An 18,852-nucleotide genomic window follows, 5' to 3' on the forward strand; every position below is an offset into this window, starting at 1 on the left:
AGCTAATTAAATATTTCTTGCTCCAGCTTATATGGAGTAGGATAGAGGCGCAAAAACCATCAGTACGCAAAACGAGGATGATGAGATCCATTGACGTTTGCCGAAAGGGGTATTTGCCGAAGTGGCGGAAATCTCATATTTTCGTTCGCTGGGTCTGCATTCAATAAATGCAGGACTGTCATATAGGAAACTATATGGAGGGCTATCTGATGCACAGGAACGAATGGTAAACATTGTTTCTACTGCAGCAACGGGACCCCTCGTTGCTGCTTTTTTGTTCATTCCTGACTGGCCCCTTACCTCTAAGTTTCGAAAAAAAATTAGAAAAGGGTGTGTTTTTATGAATTTTGGCCAAATAGTTACAGCAATGGTGACGCCGTTCGACCAACATGGAGAAATTGATTTTCCAGCAACACAACGACTGATAGAGCATTTGATAGCAAACGGTTCAGACGGCCTTGTCGTCGCAGGGACAACAGGTGAGTCCCCGACCTTATCGGCAGATGAAAAAGTGAAATTGTTCCAGTTTACCGTCAACACTGTAGCTGGGCGGATCCCGGTAATCGCCGGGACTGGTTCCAACAACACACGCGCGTCCGTTTCATTGACGGGACAAGCGGAAGAAGCGGGCGTTGATGGCATCATGCTGGTAACACCTTATTACAACAAACCTTCGCAGGAAGGCATGTTCCAGCATTTCCAGGCGATTGCCCAGTCTACACGTCTGCCCGTCATGCTATACAACATCCCAGGACGCAGTGTAGTCAATATGTCTCCCGAGACGATTATCCGACTATCCAAAATCGACAACATCGTTTCTGTCAAAGAAGCGAGCGGCGACTTGGATGCAGCTGCAGAAATCATTGAAAAAACACCGGCATCGTTTTCTGTCTACAGTGGAGACGACAGCCTGACCTTGCCGATGCTGTCTATCGGCGGCACTGGCGTCGTCTCGGTTTCCGCACACATTATCGGCAACGATATGCAGGACATGATCACCAGCTTTAAAACGGGCGATGTAAGGGCAGCTGCTGCCATTCACAGACGATTATTGCCGACGATGAAAGCATTGTTCGCAGCACCAAATCCGTCCCCAGTCAAAGCGGCACTTAATATGACTGGCGTCCAGGCAGGCGGTGTACGCTTACCGATGATTCCACTTACCGAAGAAGAAACTTCAACGTTGCGCAAATCATTGCCGGACCTGCATTCAGAGGCTGTCACCAACTAAATTCATCAAAGAAAAAACGCTGAAGCCTACGGGCTTCAGCGTTTTTTTGTCAGCTGATCTTCATCTGGTCCAGAACACGCTTCAAACTGCCGCCGATCTCCAAATCCCTTAAATCCACTCCGATTTCTGCCAGCGTTCGGGCGATTTCCGGCCGGATGCCAGTCAGAATGGAACGCACACCGACCAGCTTCAGCGACTGGATGACTTTGATGATCTGCTCTGCCACCATCGAATCCACACGAACCACTCCCGAGAGATCCACAATCAGTACTTTGATTTTCAGTTGATTTGCCGATAGCAGCGTTTTTTCCAAAATGTAACGGGCCCGGTCAATTTCAATGCTGCCCACCAATGGCAAGATGGCGATCTGGTCACTGACAGGCACGACAGGCGCGGACAATTCGAGAAATTCTTTTCTAGCCATTTTCAATTTGCGTTGATACGAAGCTGTATAGGCTTGGGTATATGAATAAGCCGCATAATCCAATATGGAATGAAAAAGTTCCATGACCTCAAAAAGACTTTGAAGTTCCATCTTCTTTTGGATTGCTTCCGTTTTGATAACTGTCCCGATATGTTTGCGGTAAAGTGAGGTTTCTGCTAACGCATCTTCGAGCAACCTGCCGTTTTCAAGAAAAAAGTTACCTGTCGCTTCTCCCCACTCGTTAATATTCGCATAGACACTTTTCATGTCACAGCTATTGCTGATCGATTCTCCGATCAGCTCCACAAAATCGGTTCGAACTTTATTGACGATGCCGATAAAGGCTTTGTTCATTTGGAGCTGCTCCGCCGGAACATCCTTGACCGCTTCCTCATGGATCAATTGGGCGATTAGTTCCTTGTCCGCCAGCACCCGTTCAGCCAGTAACTGATTATCTTTTTCCATCGCAACCCCCAAAGATGAAGATATTTTTATCTGCCCCTATTATAGCCTTTGAACCACTGATTGCAATGGGTTTTTTTCTCCTGTTTTGCCATACTCAAAAGTACATCCGTCTTTGAGACGGGTGTACTTTTGGGCCTTCATTAATTTCCACTAACACGATTTCTGCCATTGGCTTTGGCTTTGTAGAGAAAACCATCAGCCCGTGACTGCAGATTTCCCACTTTATCTCCGGGCACATACGCTGCGACACCGATACTGACCGTGACGGGTACATGTTGCCAGGCAGCTAATGCTATGCGGGTGCACAAGGCATTTCCCATGGCCAACGCATCCTCAACAGCTGCATCGGGCATGACCACCACAAACTCTTCGCCGCCAAGACGAACCACTATATCATCAGATCCAACTTCTGCTTCCAGGCGGACGGCCAATTCCTGCAGCACGGCATCCCCCGTCTGATGGCCATATGTATCGTTGACTTGCTTGAAATGGTTGATATCCAAAATCAGGACATTATTGCGCTTTAAAATATCGCTCCCCATTACAATTCCCGCCTTTTGTGAACTTTTGGATAAAAGGGTCATTCCATTTACTTAAAAGTAAAATATAACCCAATCAAAGCATCAATAAATTGATTTTAACGCAGAATGCGTGAAAATTTTTATTCTATTGCCCCACCTTTTTATACAATAAAAACCAGCAGACATAAAAGTCTGCTGGCAGGTGATGCTTATGGAATAATCTAGTTGAACTGAGCCAAATTTTCAGCTTGTTTGCTTTTTTTAAAAAGAAAAGGGAATCTGAAGAAACCGTTTTACCAACTTGCCTTCTTAACACCCGGAATCTGGCCTTTATGCGCCAATTCCCGGAAGACAATGCGCGACATGCCGAACTTGCGCATAAAGCCACGCGGCCTTCCTGTCACCCCGCACCGATTGTTTAAGCGGACTGGAGACGAATCCTTGGGCAAATTAGCCAACGCCTGAAAGTCGCCCTTTTCTTTGAGTTCTTGCCGCAGCTCCGCGTATCGTGCGACCATCGCCTGCTGCTTTTTATGGCGTGCAACCTTTGATTTTTTAGCCATTATAAACCCTCCTAAAAGTAATTATTACGATTTGTATTTCACAAAAAATTATTTCGTCTCGCGGTGAATCGTGACCTTCTTGAGACGTGGGCTGTATTTTTTCAATTCAATGCGTTCCGGGTTTGTCCGCTTATTTTTCGTTGTGCTGTAATTCCGATCCCCAGTTTCTGTACACGCCAATGTTATATTGACTCTCATCGTTTTCCCTCCTCAAGAAAGTAATTGAAATCCTGGCAGCGGATCTAGGAATGTTGTCCAATCCTGTTCTGCCTCGCTATCTGTCAACAAACACAGATCCAGCCCTTTGACTATGCCTGACTGGTCCATATCGATGCCGATCATCACCAGCTCAGTCATTTTAACGCCATTTTCCAGGTCCCACCGGCCTGCATGCTCAATACCAAGCGATGGCCCGGCCTGTGACAATAAGACAGCCGCCTCAGTTCTTGTCGCCAGCCACAAAAATCCTTTGGCACGGACGACTTCCACTGGCCATTCCAAAATCCATTTCATCAGCCGTTCTGGATGGAACGGCTTCTGGCTGCGATAGACAAATGAAGCAATGCCATATTCTTCGGATTCGGGAACATGCTCTTCGTTCAGTTCCTTGATCCAGCCGGCGCTTTGACTCGATTTTTCAAAGTCGAATAAGCCCGTGTTCACTACTTTGTCCAACGCCACTTTGGAATGCATCGTTTCGATAATTTGCGCATCCGGATTCAAGGCTGCAAGCAGCTCCTTCAATCGGCTTTTTTCCTGTGGTGCTACCAGATCCATTTTGTTTAATAGGATGACATTGGCAAACTCAATCTGATCGATCAGCAAATCTGAAATTTCGCGGACATCTTCTGCAGTCGCCTCCTGGTTTCTTTCCAGTAGTGACTCTCCTGATGCAAAATCCTTCCAGAAAGCATAGCCATCCACTACCGTAACCAAAGTATCCAGACGGCAAATATTCGTTAAATCGATTCCGATTGCTTCGTCCTGGTATGTAAAGGTCTGCGCTACCGGCAGCGGCTCACTGATTCCTGATGATTCGATGACGATGCAGTCGATATCTCCAAGCTTCACAAGCTTCTCAACTTCCACCATGAGATCTTCTCTTAAGGTGCAGCAGATGCAGCCATTTTGCATTTGCACCAGCTTTTCCTCGGTTTGAGAAAAGCCTCCTTGCTGGACCAAAGCTGCATCTATGTTCACTTCACTCATGTCATTGACAATAACTGCCACTTTCAGGTTTTCCCGGTTATGAAGCAAATGATTGAGCAAAGTCGTTTTTCCGGCTCCCAGATAACCGCTCAGCACCGTAACCGGAACAAGTTTTTCCATGATGGCACAACTTCCTTTCTCTTTTTCTCAAATAGTAATGATTACGTTTTATATTGTATAAAAGAACCAGCTGTAAAGCAAGCTTTTATTTCTCAGTCTTTACTGTCATCTCAATCGGGATTTTGTACTTATTTTAAGTTTTATTTTAAGCTTAGATTATTAAACAACCGCTGAGACGAAATTATTGAACTCGTCTCTTCACATCCCGGATGATGGACAAACTTTAGTTTTGTAAGCGGATCGAAACGCAGCGTTGTGGATAATGAAAGCGAATAATGCAAAAAACCACCGGGGACATTGTGAGGTCAATGTTTCCAGTGGTTTTTCTAATCCTGTTTATAACAAGGCTGTCCGCTTTAGTGAGCCAGCTGAAAGATCACTTTATTCTTCATAAAGGAGTTTGTAATCAATAGAACATATCAAACCAGCCATTATTTATTGTTTGTTTATACCAATAGTAACTATCCTTTTTTGTTCGTACTAATGTGTTGAAATCAACATGAATTATGCCGAAACGCTTATCATAACCTTCTGCCCATTCAAAGTTATCCAGAAGAGACCAGGTTAGATATCCTTTTATATTCACGCCGTAATCGATGCTTCTCTTTATAGAGGTTAAATGCTGTTTTAAGTATTCAATTCTTCTTTGATCGTGGACTCTTCCGTTCTCTACTTCATCGTTATAGCAAGCCCCATTTTCTGTTATGTAAATAGGAATAGAGCCATATTGATCTTTTATTTTGGTTAACACTCGATAGAATCCTTCAGGATAAATAAACCAGTCGAAATCTGTTTTCTCAAATCCAATATCAATTCTTTCCAAATCAAACAGATCTTCATCTTTTTTATACCTTCCGACACTGCCCGTATAATAGTTGATACCCAAGAAGTCGATAGGTTGATTGATAATTTCCATGTCGCCTTCTTCAATTTGAAGTGTAACACCTTTTCCCTTAAACCAATCAACCATAAATGCAGGGTAGCTCCCTTTAAATACTGGGTCGAAAAACCACTCCATTAAAAATCCCATACCTCTGTCGCAAGCATCAATGTCTTCTTGCTTACTACTAAAAGGTTCGAGCCATTCAACGTTAGGGGCATACCCGATGCCGCCTTCAATCCCTAATTCTCTAAATCGACTGACTGCTTTTCCGTGAGCCAGCAATAAGTGATGCGAAATATTGGTTGCAAGCTGGAGATCGCGGTTGCCAGGTGCATGTATTCCGATAAAGTTAGATAAGAAAGATACACACCAAGGCTCATTTATGGTTATCCAACTTTTAATTTTTCCATTGAATTCTTTGAACATAAGCTCAGCGTAGTCAGCAAAGGCATCCACTGTTTCCCGGTTTTCCCAGCCACCTTTATCTTGCAGAGCTTGTGGAAGGTCCCAGTGATAGAGCGTACACATAGGCTCAATACCGTTGGCTAGCAAGGCATCAACAAAGTCATGGTAAAATTTCAATCCCTTTTCATTTACTTCGCCAGAACCTGTAGGGAAAATTCGTGGCCATGAAACAGAAAAACGATACGTATCGATGCCCAATTCTTTCATCAGTTGAATATCTTCTTCATAACGGTGGTAACTATCGACTGCGACATCACCATTATCTCCATTTAATACTTTGCCAGGTGTGTGTGAAAAAGTGTCCCAAATTGACGGGCCTTTTCCATCTTTAAAAGCAGCACCCTCTATTTGGTAAGCAGCAGTTGCAGCTCCCCATTTCATATCTTTTGGAAATTCCATAATTGCCATTCCTAATACCTCCAATAACCATTATTTACAGTTTACTTAATTTTTTTCTTTGTTTCGTGCCTTTGGTTTTATGGATGGGACTCCCACAGGATTCCCTGACAATCAGCTCTGAATCGATAAAAACCGGCTTTAATTCAGATTTGCCGTTTATTAAGTCATTTAACATATAAGCTGCCAGTTTCCCTAATCTTTCTTTGTCTTGCCTAACAGTTGATAGAAGAGGGGCGCTATAGCGACAAGCATCGATATCATCACATCCAACGAGACGAATGTCTTCAGGCACTCTTAGCCCTGCTTCCTTGATGGCCCTCAATGCGCCGAATGCCATCAGATCAGATGCTGCAAAAATCGCTTCAGGGTGCACCGGCGCTTCCAGGATTTTTTTCATAGCAGTATATCCACTATCTTCATAGTAATCTCCATATTCAATCCATTCTTCTCTTACTTCAAGCCCGAATTGATTCATAGCCTGTAAATAGCCTTGCCCTCTTAATTTTGTAACCTCAGAATCTTGCTGTCCCCCTATAAAGCCGATGTTCCGCACTGAATTCAGATAGAGATGCTGAATCACCTTAGCAGCTAAGGTGATATTATCTGTCATCACATAACTTGAATGCGGTCCATCTAATACTAAGTCAATGCCCATACAAGGGATTTCGCTATTGACCAAATCGTAAATAGAGTCTTCAATTTCCTCCCCTGTGATAATTACACATCCATCTACATGGAAATGCTTGCACCGGGCTAAGTAACTACCGTTATCTTGGGAGAAATTTTCATTTGAAAACATCAGGATGTCATAGCCTAATAAGCCGATATTTTTTTTGAATGCAGTGACAACTTCAACGAAAAAAGGGTGAGTAAATTCGACATTTACTTTTCCAGCGTAAATTAAGCCAATCAAATTGGATTTTTTCGTTGCCAATGATTTAGCTGAAAAGTTTGGTTGATACCCTGTTTGTTTGATAACATCTAATATTTTTTTCTTTGTGCTTTCGTTAACGCCGTGATAGTTATTTATTGTTTTGGATACAGTCGCCGGTGAGACCCCAGCCATTTTCGCGATGTCTTTTATTGTTAAACTCATTTGAACTCCTTTTATTGCCCCTATAGTAAAGATTATTATGATTAACATAACGAATCAGTAAGTTTTAAAGCAAGCTTAGCAACGAAATGATGCGATTATTTCACCGAACCTTCTGTAATACTGGAGATAAATAAACGGTTGAACAATAAGAAAATAATGATTAATGGTACAGTCGCCCAAAATACGCCAGATAAAATCATTCCAAAGTCAACATTAAATGTGTTGCTTAAAGAAGCTAATGCTACTTGGATTGTGTAATTTTCCGGGTCTCTCAGGATTGTGAACTGCCATAAGAACTCGCCCCATACAGCTGTAAAAACAATAATTCCTAGCGTTGCGAAGGCTGGCAATATGATCGGCAGCACAATGCTTCTATAGATTTTAAAGTTTGAGCAGCCATCTAATTTCGCAGCTTCAATTAACTCATCAGGTACAGAGTCGCTTATGTATTGTCTCATTAGAAAAATCCCTAATGGATTTAAAAAGAATAAAATCATAACACCTGCCAACGTATCAAGTAATCCAGCTTTTGCAATTAGAAAATACTGTGGAATTAACCCGAGTTGAGGTGGAATTATCATCGTTAACAATATTGTGATAAAGAGCAGATTTTTAGCCGGGAAATAAAATTTCGCAAAAGCAAATCCTGCTAATGAGCTTATAAACAATACGACAATGGTGACAATGGAACATAATACGAAAGAGGTCCACAATGCCCCAAAGAAATCAATTTGAAGTAAAACCTTTTGAAAGTTTTCGACCATCATATTTCCAGGTGTAATAGTAGGCGGGATTGAATTATAGGCAGAACTTGTTTGAGTTGCCATAACAAACATCCAATAAAATGGAAAAAGAGAAAGGATGGAAGCAAGGGACAGGAACAAGTAAACAAATATTTTACCTAAAGATAGTTTTCTTTTTTTAGTTGGCTTATGCATTAGTTTACCCCCTCTTTTTCTTTTTACCAATTCCGGATGTTAAATAAGTATTGATTGCAGCAAAAATGACAATGATAACTAATAAAATAATCGCTGTGGCAGATGCAGTCCCAAACGACTGAAGTCTAAATGCATCACGATATAGATACATCACAACGGTCATGGCTTCGTCTCTAGTAAAAGCTGCTGCTCCTAAAAATACAGTGGGTTCAGAAAACAGTTGCAATGCACCGACTGTCGAGAAGAAAACAGTTAAAATAATGAACGGTTTAAGTAAGGGCAATGTAATGTAGATTGCCTGTTGAATTTTATTTGCACCATCTATTGTGGCGGCTTCATAGACATCATTCGAAATACTTTGAATACCTGCTAGATAAATAATGGTGTTGTATCCAACCCATCTCCAAAACACCATGATTGATATGGCTATTTTCGTACCCCATTCTGAAGTTCCCCAGCTTACTGGATCAACACCAAATAGTCCTAGTACATAGTTTGCCAATGAAGACTCGTGGTCACTAAACAGAACACTAAAAATCAAAGCAACAGCAACCATTGAGGTAATATAAGGCATAAAGATCGTAACTCTGAAAAAACTTCTGAAACGGAGAAATGCAACATTTAGTAAAATCGCTAAAATAATACCTATAACGATTTGTGGGGCAGTACCTATTAAACCGATAATAATCGTATTGTATAGGGATTTCCAAAACAGCGGATCCTCCAAGACGATCCTGAAGTTGTCTAACCCAACAAAGCTCATATCACCTAATCCATTCCATTTTTGAAAAGCTAAATAGAAACTAAAAATGGCTGGATAAAGACCGATAACCCCAAAGATAATAAAGAAAGGTGCTATGTACAAATAGGCAGAAACCATATCTTTCTTTTTTTCAGACAATTTCTTTTTTTTGCCTTTTTTCCCTTTTTGATAAGCAGAGTCCATTTTCACTCCCCGTTTCAACTTAAAATGAGGATATGGCTTCCGTGAGGTCACCATATCCAATAAAAATGTTAGTTTTACCTACTGACTTATGAACGATCTACTAAGTCTTGAGCACGTTTAACGGCTGCATCCCATTCTTCTTCAGGATCTGCTCCATTTTGCACATTTTTCAAAGCATTTAATATTTCATTGTTCACAGGGAAGTATTTTACCCCTTTAAATACAGCAGTATCGATATCTTGTGCTGCTTCAGCGAATACAGATGATGTCACTTGGCCGCCGAAAAACTCATCTTCGCTGGCCTGGAATTCTTCCATTTCATAAACAGCTGGAGCTGACGGGAACAATCCTTTGCTTTGGAATGATTCCAACTGATTATCAGCAGAAACTAACCATTCAGCAAAATCATAAGCTTCTTGGGCATTTTCAGTTTCATTTGGAACAGCAATATAAGATCCACCCCAGTTTGCAGCGAACTCCGTAGGTAATGTAGCAACTCTCCATTTACCTACAGCATCAGGCGCGTTGCCTTCCATCCAACCCTTTAACCAACCTGCACCTAGCTCTACCGCAAAGTCACCATTGTTGACCGCGTTTGCCCATTCAGGTGACCACATTTCAAATTTCCCGACGACTCCAGCTTTATCAAGTTCAACTGCATAATCATAGGCTTTCTTAACGTCGTTGCCTTCTTCGGCGATTAACAATTCACCTTCAGGATTTAAGTATGTTTCTTCTGAAGCATCCAAATTAGCTCTAAAAGCCATTTCTATGCTATCAACAAAAGGTTTACCCGTTTCTTCCAAGACTTTCAATCCTGCTTCTTTAAATGCTTCTGGAGAATCAATTAATGCCTCTACCTCTGAAGGTTCGGTAGGTAATCCCGCTTCTTCAAATACATCAGCACGATAGTATAATGCTTTTGGTCCAATATCTGTAGGTAAACCGAATAGGAAATCACCTTCTTGGTTTGCACCAGCGTTCCATTTCCAATCTAAATACTGATCTTGAACATCTTCGGCACCAAGATCATATAGATTTTCAAAACTGCCTTGCGCTTCTTTAAATCTGTCGAACTGATCAACCTCTAGCATCGCGATATCAGGAGCTCCGCTTCCAGCAGATAAAGATGTAAATAATGCGTCATGATGTTCTGCAGTTTCTGAAGCTTTAAACTTAATGGTTACATTAGGGTTTTCTGCTTCATATTCTTTTGCTAACTCTTCGTAATTAGTAGCTCCAAAAGACCAAAAACTTAATGTTACTTCCTCATTGCCATCACCCGAGCTACCTGATTCCTCTTCTTCGTTGCATGCTGCAAGTGTTAAAGAAAGAGCCAACGTCGTCCCGAGTACAGACCATTTTTTCATGTTATTCAATGTGCTTCCCCCCTAAATTTTAAGTGATTCTCCTTAGCAAAAAATCTGAATATCATTTCGTGTTGAGTAAGTATTGCGCATTTTACCGAATAACGAAACCGGTTTCGTTATTCGGTAAAAAAAGAGATTTAAACCGCTTACAATTACAATATAAACGTAATTTTCGTATTAATCAATCTTTTATTTAAAAATTTATGTAAACCGGTTTCGTTAAATGGATTTATCTCGTTTGGTCCACGGCAGCTAGAAAGAACTATATACCTTGAACGAATGATCTTTTATTGCCGCTTTTCCGAAAAGCACGGTACATATGTAATAAAAAGGCAACACCCAGATAGCAGTGACCTCTTAAAGATACACTTTAGGAATGGCTTGCCCGAATTATCTCAAACCAGTTTTTTATCGATTTCCACTTTGCTGCCTTTCGGCTCTCAGCGCTTATTCCACCTTACTTTTTTCTCTTCCGCAGAAACTACGGGGTTTATTCTAAAAAACAACGGGGTAGATTATCATTACCTTACTTTACAGGTGATTTATCACTATTAGGAGGAATTGACAATGACAAACAAAGAAACAACTTTAATTCAAGCATACGACGTACAAGCGGAAGTTTTGCATAAAATCAGTGAACTGAAAGCACAAGGCTATCAAGAAGAGGATATGTATGTAATTGCCAAGCATGATGAGCAGCTGTCAATGGTCCAGGGCCAGACGGACGTTCATTTGAATACGCAGGAAGATGAAGATATGATGAGCAAATTCAAATCCTTTATTTCAGGAGAAGATTCCACTCGGGACGCCTTCACGCAAATGGGATTGGCAAGCAGCGAAGCGGACGAATATTACCGCCAAGTAGAAAACGGCAAGCTTGTGCTTTATGTCAACAGCGACTATGGCACATCCTATAAGCCATACAACGGCACTCAGTCCGGGACCGAAACGGCAAGTACAAAAACTGCCGGCAGCCATGAAGAGGAAGAACATCTGCGTCTCCACGAAGAGCGCCTGAATGTTGATAAAGAAAGCGTGCAGACAGGCGAAGTGAATGTCGGCAAACATGTGGTGGAAGAACAGCAAACCATCGAAGTACCCGTAGAACGCGAAGAGGTATACGTAGAGCGCCGTCCGGTAAACGAGGAAGCCAACTCTGGAACTGATGGATTGACGGATAAAGGCGTTTACGACGACGGGGAAACCATTCACATCCCGGTTTCTGAAGAACGTGTCGAGGTCAGCAAGAAAGACGTCGTCAGCGAAGAAATTGTTGTCGGCAAACGCAAAGTCCAGGACACTAAAGTGGTAAATGAGACTGTTCGCCGCGAAGAAGCGGATATTGATGAGCAGGTAACATCGAAAAAAGATGAACGCAACTCATTTTAATGAGCAGCAAAAAGCACAGCCGGACGAGTTTATCCGGCTGTGCTTTTTTCAGTCCCGTTGCCCAAAGGTTTATCCGGCACACGACTACGGGTAAATGAATTTAAACAACGTCAATCGATGCAACTGACATGGGAGGAATTGAGCATGGAGAAAAAAGGAAACAAACTCATCGGCCTTTTTGATGCGCAAGCGCAAGTGCTGATCAAAGTCGGCGAATTGAAAGCAACAGGATACGCAGAAGAAGAACTGTATCTGGTATCAGCACAGGATGAACAAATCAGCTTGCTGATCGATCACACCACTGTCCATGTCGACACGCAGGACCGGGATAATTTCAAAGGCAAGGTCATTGCCTTTTTAGCCGGCGAAGACATCACGAAAGATGCCTTTAACCGGATGGGATTGGAAGCGGAAGAAACAGATCATTATTTCCGGCAAGTCGAGAGCGGCAAACTCCTCCTGTATACGAACAGCGAACCTGCGTCTGCTTTCCAACCGGAAACAGCTTTGCCAGCTGATCGAAAAAGTGATTTCTCTGATGCTCCCCCAAATGTCGAGGAACAGCGGCTTGCCCTTCACGAAGAACGCCTGAGCATCGATAAGGAAAAGGTCCAGACCGGTGAGGTCCACGTCCAGAAACAGCTGCTGGAAGAGGATAGAGAAATTCAGGTGCCCGTGGAACGGGAGGAAATCGTTATTGACCGGCGCCCCCTTTCTGAAGAAACGGATGCCGAAAAAGATGAGCAGGTGCTGACGCCGAAACAAGCTTATGAAAAAGGCGATGCCATCTATATTCCACTTTCAGAAGAGCGGCTGGATATCGGCAAAAAGACAGTGGTACGTGAAGAGATCGTCATCGGCAAGCGCAAAGTCCAAGACGTCCAAGTCATCAATGAAACGGTTCGACGTGAAGTAGCCGATGTTGAAGAACACGGGACGGTCCATAAAACCAATTAATAAAGCAACAAGCAAGCTTATACCAATATGCAAATCAGCATTGCTTCTGGCAGTGCTTTTTTCATGTATAAAGTATGCGTTGTTTATTCAAGCACACCGGAATATAAATGTGAATGATAGGAAATAAAGTTATTTAGAGTTTAGAAATCCATCAGCAATAGCCACTTCCACGAGCGCAAGACCGTGATGACGCACTGCATAAAAAGTCCTATCCACCAATGATTTATTAGCCTTTCATCAATCAATCCCCCGCCGCCAGCCATGTTATACTGAAAAGACTCAATATGGAAAGGATGATCCTTTTGTCTGAACTGACTCATTTCAATGCCCAGGGCCGTGCCAAAATGGTCGATGTCTCTGATAAGGAAGACAGCGTCCGCACAGCCCGTGCCACCACGTCCATTCTGCTGAACAAAGCAATCTACCAGCAGATCAAAGAAGGCACCAATAAAAAAGGCGATGTTTTCGCCGTCGCGCAGGTAGCCGGCATCATGGCCGCCAAAAACACTGCCCAAATCATCCCGATGTGCCATCCCTTGGCGCTCAGCGGTGTCGATATCGAATTTCAATGGAACGTCGATGAAGACGCCAATCACTTTGAAGTCCTGCTGACAGCTGAAGTTAAAACGAAAGGACCAACGGGCGTCGAGATGGAAGCTCTCACAGCCGCTTCAGCCGCAGCTTTGACGATCTACGATATGTGCAAAGCCGCCGGCAAGGAAATGGTCATTGGCCCGACCATGCTGCTCCAGAAAACCGGCGGGAAATCAGGCGATTACGCTCGCGGCTGAAGAAGCTGAACTACGAGGGCCACTTCACCACTCCATCAATTCCGCAAAAAAAGCCTATGGATCCGTCAGTTGAGACGGATCCATAGGCTTTTGATTTTACTGATTGGTGAAGCTTCTTCTCGTCAGCCAACTAAGAGCGCGACTCACGATGCTTGGTCAATTCAGAGTAGATATGCTGGATTTCCGGCAGTATCAGACGCTCCATTGCCAGTTTTACGGCCCCACGGGAACCCGGCAGGACAAAGATGGCTTTATCATTGGCCACACCGGCTGCTGCACGGCTTAAAAGTGCTTTTGTGCCAATGTCTTCGGAAAAACTGACGTAACGGAAGAGCTCGCCAAAACCGTCAATTTCTTTTTCAAAAAAAGGTTCGACCGCTTCCAGCGTGACGTCACGTTTAGCGATGCCTGTTCCTCCGGTGGTGACGATTACATCAATGCCATCCTTCTCCAGCCAGTCGGACATGATGACGCGAATGGCTGCAATGTCATCTTCTACTACGTCATAATCCACGAGTTCCAGCCCTTTATCCAAGGCAAGCCGCTGCACAAGCTGGCCCCCGGTGTCCGTTTCCTTTGTCCGCGTATCACTGATGGTCAATACCGCCATACGCACCTGATGATCCGTTTGGAACGATTCCGACATACAAACTCCCCCTCCAGATTACCCGAATACTTGATGATATATTTTCCGTCCTTCTGCCACATTATGGACACCGTGAATCAGCAAACGGCCATTTCCGAACAGCACCATGCGGTGATGGAAGACCTTTAATTCGACAAAATAAGGCGTCCGCTTCACCCCAGCCTCCAGACGGTTGCCGACTTTTTCCGCATCGTCCAAGGTAATGGGGCGATTTGGGTCAGGCAAGATCTGCACCGCGTCACGGCCGCATAAAACAGCATAGGAGCTCACGCCCGTTTCGGTGAGCGATGGGAATACCGCGTCCTGTCCACAGGTTTTGCAGCCAGGATCTTTGATGCGCGCCACGCCGATATCCAGCTGGCTGTTGTCCCATAAATTGAAATGATGGATCTTTTTCCGCATCGCTTCGCGGTTGCCGCTCAGCCATTTCAATGCTTCTGTACACTGAAGCGCGGCCGTCACCTGAACCGCCGGTGAGATGATGCCGACCGTATCACAGGTTTCATTGATTGCCGGAAGCACCGGCAACAGGCAACGGAAACAAGAGCTTGCCCCCGGTATGAATGGAAAAACCACTCCCGAACTGCCGACACAGGCGCCGTAGATCCAGGGCACGCCATATTTTACCGATGCATCGTTGATCAATAGGCGGGTTTCAAAATTATCGGTGGCATCAAGGATCAGATCGCTGACAGCTGCCAGTTTCTCCATGCCAACTGCATCCAGATGCTCCAGATAAGTGAACAAACGCAAATCGCTGCGAATCGCTTTCAATCTTTGCTCTGCCGCTGCGACTTTCGGCAGCATCTGCTGGGCATCCTTTTCGGTGAAAAGCTGCTGGCGCTGGAGGTTCGATAGCTCTACATAATCACGATCGACCAAGTGTATCGTTCCGATGCCGGCACGTGTCAGCGTTTCAGCGATTGCCGATCCTAAAGCCCCGCAGCCGATGATGGTGACAGTCGATAAGGCCAGCTTTTGCTGGCCGGTTTGGCCAAGCGGTTTGAATAAGACTTGCCTTGAATAGCGTTCATCCACGTTGGTTCCCACTTTCTGTCGCTTGATCACTCAAGCCTTTTCTTCATTGCAATAAGTTTACCATTCGCGCCCCAAAACTGCAGTCAGCATTAGTATGCCGTCTTTTTAATCATCTGTCCGTTTTCTATCCGCATGACGCGGTCTGCCAGTTTTTCGGCATCCGCAATCCGGTGAGTCACAAAGATGATCGGGATTTGCCATTGCTCGTGGATCCGCAGCAGTTCATCCTGGCAGCGGTCACGGTTGGCATCATCCAAGGCTGAAAACGGTTCATCGAGCAGCAGGATATCCGGCTGAGCAGCCAAAGAACGCGTCAATGCCACACGCTGTTTTTCACCGCCCGAAATCTGATGCGGGTATTTGCCAAGCAGGCCAGTAATGCCGAGTATTTTCGTCAGTTCGGTAATATGCGATACATCCGCCCTCTTCGGCAGCGCGTACAGGATGTTTTGTTCGACGCTCAAATGCGGAAACAACGCGTAGTCCTGAAACAAATAGCCGACTTTTCTCTTTTGGATCTTCAGCGGCTTTTGCCCTTCGCTGTAAAAATCCCGGCCATTCAAGGAAATCATACCTGCATCCGGATGGACAATCCCCGCCAAGCAATTCAGCAGCGTGGTTTTGCCCGAACCGGAAGAACCGACCAGCGCCAGGATTTCCCGGTCCAGTTCGAATTGCATCTCCAAACTAAAATGATCTAATTGTTTCTGAAAATCCACTAAAAGCATGGGCTCACTCCCTCCCAATTCGTATAGCGGTCTTTTTACGCCAGTAGTTGACCCAGGTGATGGCGGCTACTCCAAGCGAGGAAATGATCAACACCCAAAACAAGGATTTCTCCATATTCCCTGCTTCATAGGCAAAGTAAATCGCCAGCGGAACTGTTTCCGTAACACCCGGGATGTAGCCGGCAATCATCAATGTGGCACCGAATTCGCCGATGCCGCGCGCAAAGGCCAGGATTAGGCCCGCGAGAATGCCCGACCAGGCCAGCGGAAAGGTGATGGTCCGGAAAATACGGCATTCGGATACCCCCATCGTCCGCGCCACGTTCTCCCAGCGCGGATCCACTTTTTCATAGGCGGCCAGGACACTTTGGTACATCAGCGGCAAAGACACTACGAACGAAGCGATGGCCGCACCTATCCAGGTGAAGACCACTCGAAAGCCGAACCATTGCTCCAATAAGATGCCCAGTGGGCCATTGGCGCCGAACAGGACGATCAAGCCGAAGCCGATGACCGTTGGCGGCAAGACCAAAGGCAGCAGAATCAAGGCTTCAACCAAACTTTTTCCGAAAAAGTCACGCCTGTTCATCAATCGTGCCAGTGCCAGGCTGACCACAAAGACAAAAAACGTGGAAATAATAGCGACTCTCAACGATAGCCAAAGCGGAGACAGATCATACGGCATCACGGCGTTGCTCCTTCTGGCGCCAAAAAGCCGTATTCCTCCAGAATGGCCTGCCCTTCTGGACCGGTGACAAAGTCCAGAAAAGCCGCAGCTTCCTGCTGTTTTTCTGAAGCCGCCACAACAGCCCCCGGGTAAACGACAGGATCCCTTTGTCCAGGCACCTCGAGCGTCCCTGCTATTTCCCGGGAAATAACGGCATCGGAAGAATAAATGATCCCAAGTCCGGCATTTCCGCTTTCGACATAAGTCACGACTTGCCGCGCGTCTTTGGCATAGATGAGGCGGCCTTCAAGCGGCTCCCACAACCCCTGGCTTGCCAGGGCCTGCTTTGTATAATCCCCAAGCGGCACGCTGTCCGGCTCTCCAACGGCAATGGTTTCCTGCGTCTTTAGTAACAATGACGCAACATCCGCCGTTTGCGGAAATTTCTCCAAAGAAGCCAGAACCAGGCGATTTTCAGCAAAAGGCACGATGCTGTCTGACTTTATGAGCTGTTGCGATTCGAGTATTGCCATATCCTTTTCGCTGGCCGACAAAAACAGGTCCGCGGGTGCGCCCTGCTCGATTTGGCTTCTCAGCTTGCTGGAGGAGCCGTAGTTAAAACTCAACTCGATATCCGGCTCTGCCTCATAAAACTTCTCTTCCATCTTTTTCATCACTTCTGTCAGGCTGGAGGCGGTCGAAACCAGCAGTTCGCCGTTATTTGCAGATGTATTGCTGCAGCCGCTCATGAGCATCGCCAGACTTATAAGACCGATCATTTTTTTCATTTCAAGGACTCCTTATTCGTCTAAAATAGAGCTTGCCCATTGCGGCAAATTCTCCACGTACTTCCAGTATAACGCCCGCTGGAGAGAAGCTGAATAATTTTCCGAATAATCTTGTAAGAAGCGGAGCGATTGGGTAAAATGAGGCATATAAAAAAAATAACGCATCACCTTATCAAGAGAGGCAGAGGGAATGGCCCGATGACGCCCGGCAACCGCCAGTTCACTAACTGGAATGGTGCCAAATCCACCAGAACCGCAATGTTCTGAAAGATGAGGAAGAGAATTTATTTACAGACAGCCACTCTTCCCCTTTTTAGCGGAAGAGTTTTATTTATTTAGAGGAGTGATGGCATGAAGCTGAGCAAAGCCGAACGGATCAAACGAACGCGGGTCCCTGTAGTGGATCCCTCATTGGCAGAACGTCTGCCCCCGGGGCAAGTCCTGACCGAACGCTTTCCTGTTCTTCACGAAGGCGAAGTGCCTGTATACGATATGGCCGCTTGGACACTGAAAATCTTTGGCCAGGTCGATAAGGAAGTCACCCTGCATTACGACGATCTATTAAAATTGCCGCAAACGACCGTGACCCGTGATATCCATTGCGTAACGCGCTGGTCCCGTTTCGATAATACGTTTACAGGCGTCCGCTTTATCGACTTGATGAAAGAATTGGGCGTCACGCCGAAAAGCGGTTACGTCATGCTTCACGGCGATTACGACTACACCACCAATGTCGCCCTGTCGGATCTCGACCGGGCGGACGTGCTGCTTGCCCATTCGCTTGACGGCGAGCCACTTACTGCAAAACACGGCTATCCCTTGCGCTTCGTAGTGCCCCATCTGTATTTTTGGAAAAGCGTCAAATGGGTTCGCGGTATTGAATTCATTGATGAAAACCAACCGGGCTTTTGGGAGCAGAACGGCTTCCACATGAACGGCGACCCGTTCAAGGAAGAGCGCTTTTCTGGGGAAGACCTGGAAATTCCAGATGATGAATGGGAGAAAAAAGATTTCGACTGATTCCGGCTAGTCTTATGATTCCAAGGCAACTGAACTGTCACTTTAAGAGATAACTTGCATCAATTTCGAACTTTATTTTGCTTATTATTTTAAAGAACCCATCAACCTTTTATGCGAGGGTTGATGGGTTCTTTAAATCATATATAAAATTTATGGCAGCTTCCGATAATCAACGATATGTAAACTGAGTACTTGATC

General features: G+C 44.9%; 20 protein-coding genes and 2 riboswitches. Of the genes, 5 read left to right on the forward strand and 15 right to left on the reverse strand.

Annotated features, from left to right (window positions below; all coding sequences use genetic code 11):
• The first annotated feature begins 34 nt into the window (after nt 1-34).
• Nucleotides 35-213: riboswitch (Lysine riboswitch) on the forward strand.
• 127 nt (nt 214-340) lie between these two features.
• Nucleotides 341-1,231 carry a 4-hydroxy-tetrahydrodipicolinate synthase gene (gene dapA / locus J7I83_RS05250; protein WP_215099633.1) on the forward strand — a complete coding sequence of 297 codons (891 nt, stop codon included), beginning with the start codon at nt 341-343 and terminating at the stop codon, nt 1,229-1,231.
• Between the two features lie 49 nt (nt 1,232-1,280).
• Here the strand turns inward: dapA and J7I83_RS05255 are convergent, their stop codons facing one another.
• The 10 genes from J7I83_RS05255 to J7I83_RS05300 all read right to left on the reverse strand — a co-directional run bounded on the left by J7I83_RS05255 (nt 1,281) and on the right by J7I83_RS05300 (nt 10,630).
• A complete protein-coding gene (locus J7I83_RS05255) occupies nt 1,281-2,120 on the reverse strand; it encodes an STAS domain-containing protein (RefSeq protein ID WP_215099634.1) in 840 nt (279 codons plus the stop codon).
• Between the two features lie 140 nt (nt 2,121-2,260).
• On the reverse strand, nt 2,261-2,662 hold the full coding sequence (locus J7I83_RS05260) for a GGDEF domain-containing protein (protein ID WP_251047479.1): 402 nt from the start codon (nt 2,660-2,662) through the stop codon (nt 2,261-2,263).
• 272 nt (nt 2,663-2,934) lie between these two features.
• Nucleotides 2,935-3,204, reverse strand: a complete 270-nt coding sequence (gene rpsN / locus J7I83_RS05265; protein WP_215099636.1) for a 30S ribosomal protein S14 — start codon at nt 3,202-3,204, stop codon at nt 2,935-2,937.
• Nucleotides 3,205-3,252: 48 nt separating this feature from the next.
• Nucleotides 3,253-3,402, reverse strand: coding sequence for a 50S ribosomal protein L33 (rpmG, locus tag J7I83_RS05270; RefSeq protein ID WP_142826743.1), 150 nt, complete (start codon nt 3,400-3,402; stop codon nt 3,253-3,255).
• A gap of 12 nt (nt 3,403-3,414) precedes the next feature.
• Nucleotides 3,415-4,533 (reverse strand): GTP-binding protein, encoded by a 1,119-nt coding sequence (locus tag J7I83_RS05275; RefSeq protein ID WP_215099637.1) that lies wholly within the window; start codon nt 4,531-4,533, stop codon nt 3,415-3,417.
• 406 nt (nt 4,534-4,939) lie between these two features.
• The gene (locus tag J7I83_RS05280; protein WP_215099638.1) at nt 4,940-6,289 is read right to left on the reverse strand and encodes a GH1 family beta-glucosidase; all 1,350 of its coding nucleotides are present in this window, start codon (nt 6,287-6,289) and stop codon (nt 4,940-4,942) included.
• A gap of 25 nt (nt 6,290-6,314) precedes the next feature.
• Nucleotides 6,315-7,376, reverse strand: coding sequence for a LacI family DNA-binding transcriptional regulator (locus J7I83_RS05285; protein WP_215099639.1), 1,062 nt, complete (start codon nt 7,374-7,376; stop codon nt 6,315-6,317).
• A gap of 95 nt (nt 7,377-7,471) precedes the next feature.
• On the reverse strand, nt 7,472-8,314 hold the full coding sequence (locus J7I83_RS05290; protein WP_215099640.1) for a carbohydrate ABC transporter permease: 843 nt from the start codon (nt 8,312-8,314) through the stop codon (nt 7,472-7,474).
• Between the two features lie 4 nt (nt 8,315-8,318).
• Complete coding sequence (locus J7I83_RS05295; RefSeq protein ID WP_215099641.1) at nt 8,319-9,260, reverse strand: carbohydrate ABC transporter permease; 942 nt, start codon at nt 9,258-9,260, stop codon at nt 8,319-8,321.
• Between the two features lie 86 nt (nt 9,261-9,346).
• A complete protein-coding gene (locus tag J7I83_RS05300; protein ID WP_215099702.1) occupies nt 9,347-10,630 on the reverse strand; it encodes an ABC transporter substrate-binding protein in 1,284 nt (427 codons plus the stop codon).
• 567 nt (nt 10,631-11,197) lie between these two features.
• On the opposite strand from J7I83_RS05300, the gene J7I83_RS05305 reads away from it, so the two are divergent.
• The 3 genes from J7I83_RS05305 to moaC all read left to right on the forward strand — a co-directional run bounded on the left by J7I83_RS05305 (nt 11,198) and on the right by moaC (nt 13,767).
• Complete coding sequence (locus J7I83_RS05305; RefSeq protein ID WP_215099642.1) at nt 11,198-12,019, forward strand: YsnF/AvaK domain-containing protein; 822 nt, start codon at nt 11,198-11,200, stop codon at nt 12,017-12,019.
• Nucleotides 12,020-12,163: 144 nt separating this feature from the next.
• A complete protein-coding gene (locus J7I83_RS05310) occupies nt 12,164-12,976 on the forward strand; it encodes a DUF2382 domain-containing protein (protein ID WP_215099643.1) in 813 nt (270 codons plus the stop codon).
• Between the two features lie 302 nt (nt 12,977-13,278).
• On the forward strand, nt 13,279-13,767 hold the full coding sequence (gene moaC / locus J7I83_RS05315; RefSeq protein ID WP_215099644.1) for a cyclic pyranopterin monophosphate synthase MoaC: 489 nt from the start codon (nt 13,279-13,281) through the stop codon (nt 13,765-13,767).
• A 130-nt stretch (nt 13,768-13,897) separates the two neighbouring features.
• Here the strand turns inward: moaC and J7I83_RS05320 are convergent, their stop codons facing one another.
• The 5 genes from J7I83_RS05320 to modA form a co-directional block, all read right to left on the reverse strand.
• A complete protein-coding gene (locus tag J7I83_RS05320) occupies nt 13,898-14,413 on the reverse strand; it encodes a MogA/MoaB family molybdenum cofactor biosynthesis protein (RefSeq protein WP_215099645.1) in 516 nt (171 codons plus the stop codon).
• Between the two features lie 18 nt (nt 14,414-14,431).
• The gene (locus J7I83_RS05325; RefSeq protein WP_215099703.1) at nt 14,432-15,451 is read right to left on the reverse strand and encodes a ThiF family adenylyltransferase; all 1,020 of its coding nucleotides are present in this window, start codon (nt 15,449-15,451) and stop codon (nt 14,432-14,434) included.
• Between the two features lie 89 nt (nt 15,452-15,540).
• A complete protein-coding gene (locus J7I83_RS05330) occupies nt 15,541-16,179 on the reverse strand; it encodes an ATP-binding cassette domain-containing protein (protein ID WP_215099646.1) in 639 nt (212 codons plus the stop codon).
• A gap of 4 nt (nt 16,180-16,183) precedes the next feature.
• Nucleotides 16,184-16,864: a molybdate ABC transporter permease subunit gene (gene modB, locus J7I83_RS05335; protein WP_215099704.1), complete on the reverse strand. Its 681-nt coding sequence runs from the start codon at nt 16,862-16,864 to the stop codon at nt 16,184-16,186.
• Nucleotides 16,864-17,634, reverse strand: a complete 771-nt coding sequence (gene modA, locus J7I83_RS05340; RefSeq protein WP_215099647.1) for a molybdate ABC transporter substrate-binding protein — start codon at nt 17,632-17,634, stop codon at nt 16,864-16,866. Before modA ends, modB begins: the two co-directional genes overlap by 1 nt.
• Before the next feature lie 166 nt (nt 17,635-17,800).
• Nucleotides 17,801-17,911: riboswitch (SAM riboswitch) on the forward strand.
• A gap of 80 nt (nt 17,912-17,991) precedes the next feature.
• On the opposite strand from modA, the gene J7I83_RS05345 reads away from it, so the two are divergent.
• Nucleotides 17,992-18,654, forward strand: a complete 663-nt coding sequence (locus J7I83_RS05345; RefSeq protein WP_215099706.1) for a sulfite oxidase-like oxidoreductase — start codon at nt 17,992-17,994, stop codon at nt 18,652-18,654.
• Nucleotides 18,655-18,852 lie beyond the last annotated feature (198 nt).

Source organism: Planococcus sp. ISL-110, assembly GCF_018613575.1.
Lineage (GTDB): Bacteria > Bacillota > Bacilli > Bacillales_A > Planococcaceae > Planococcus.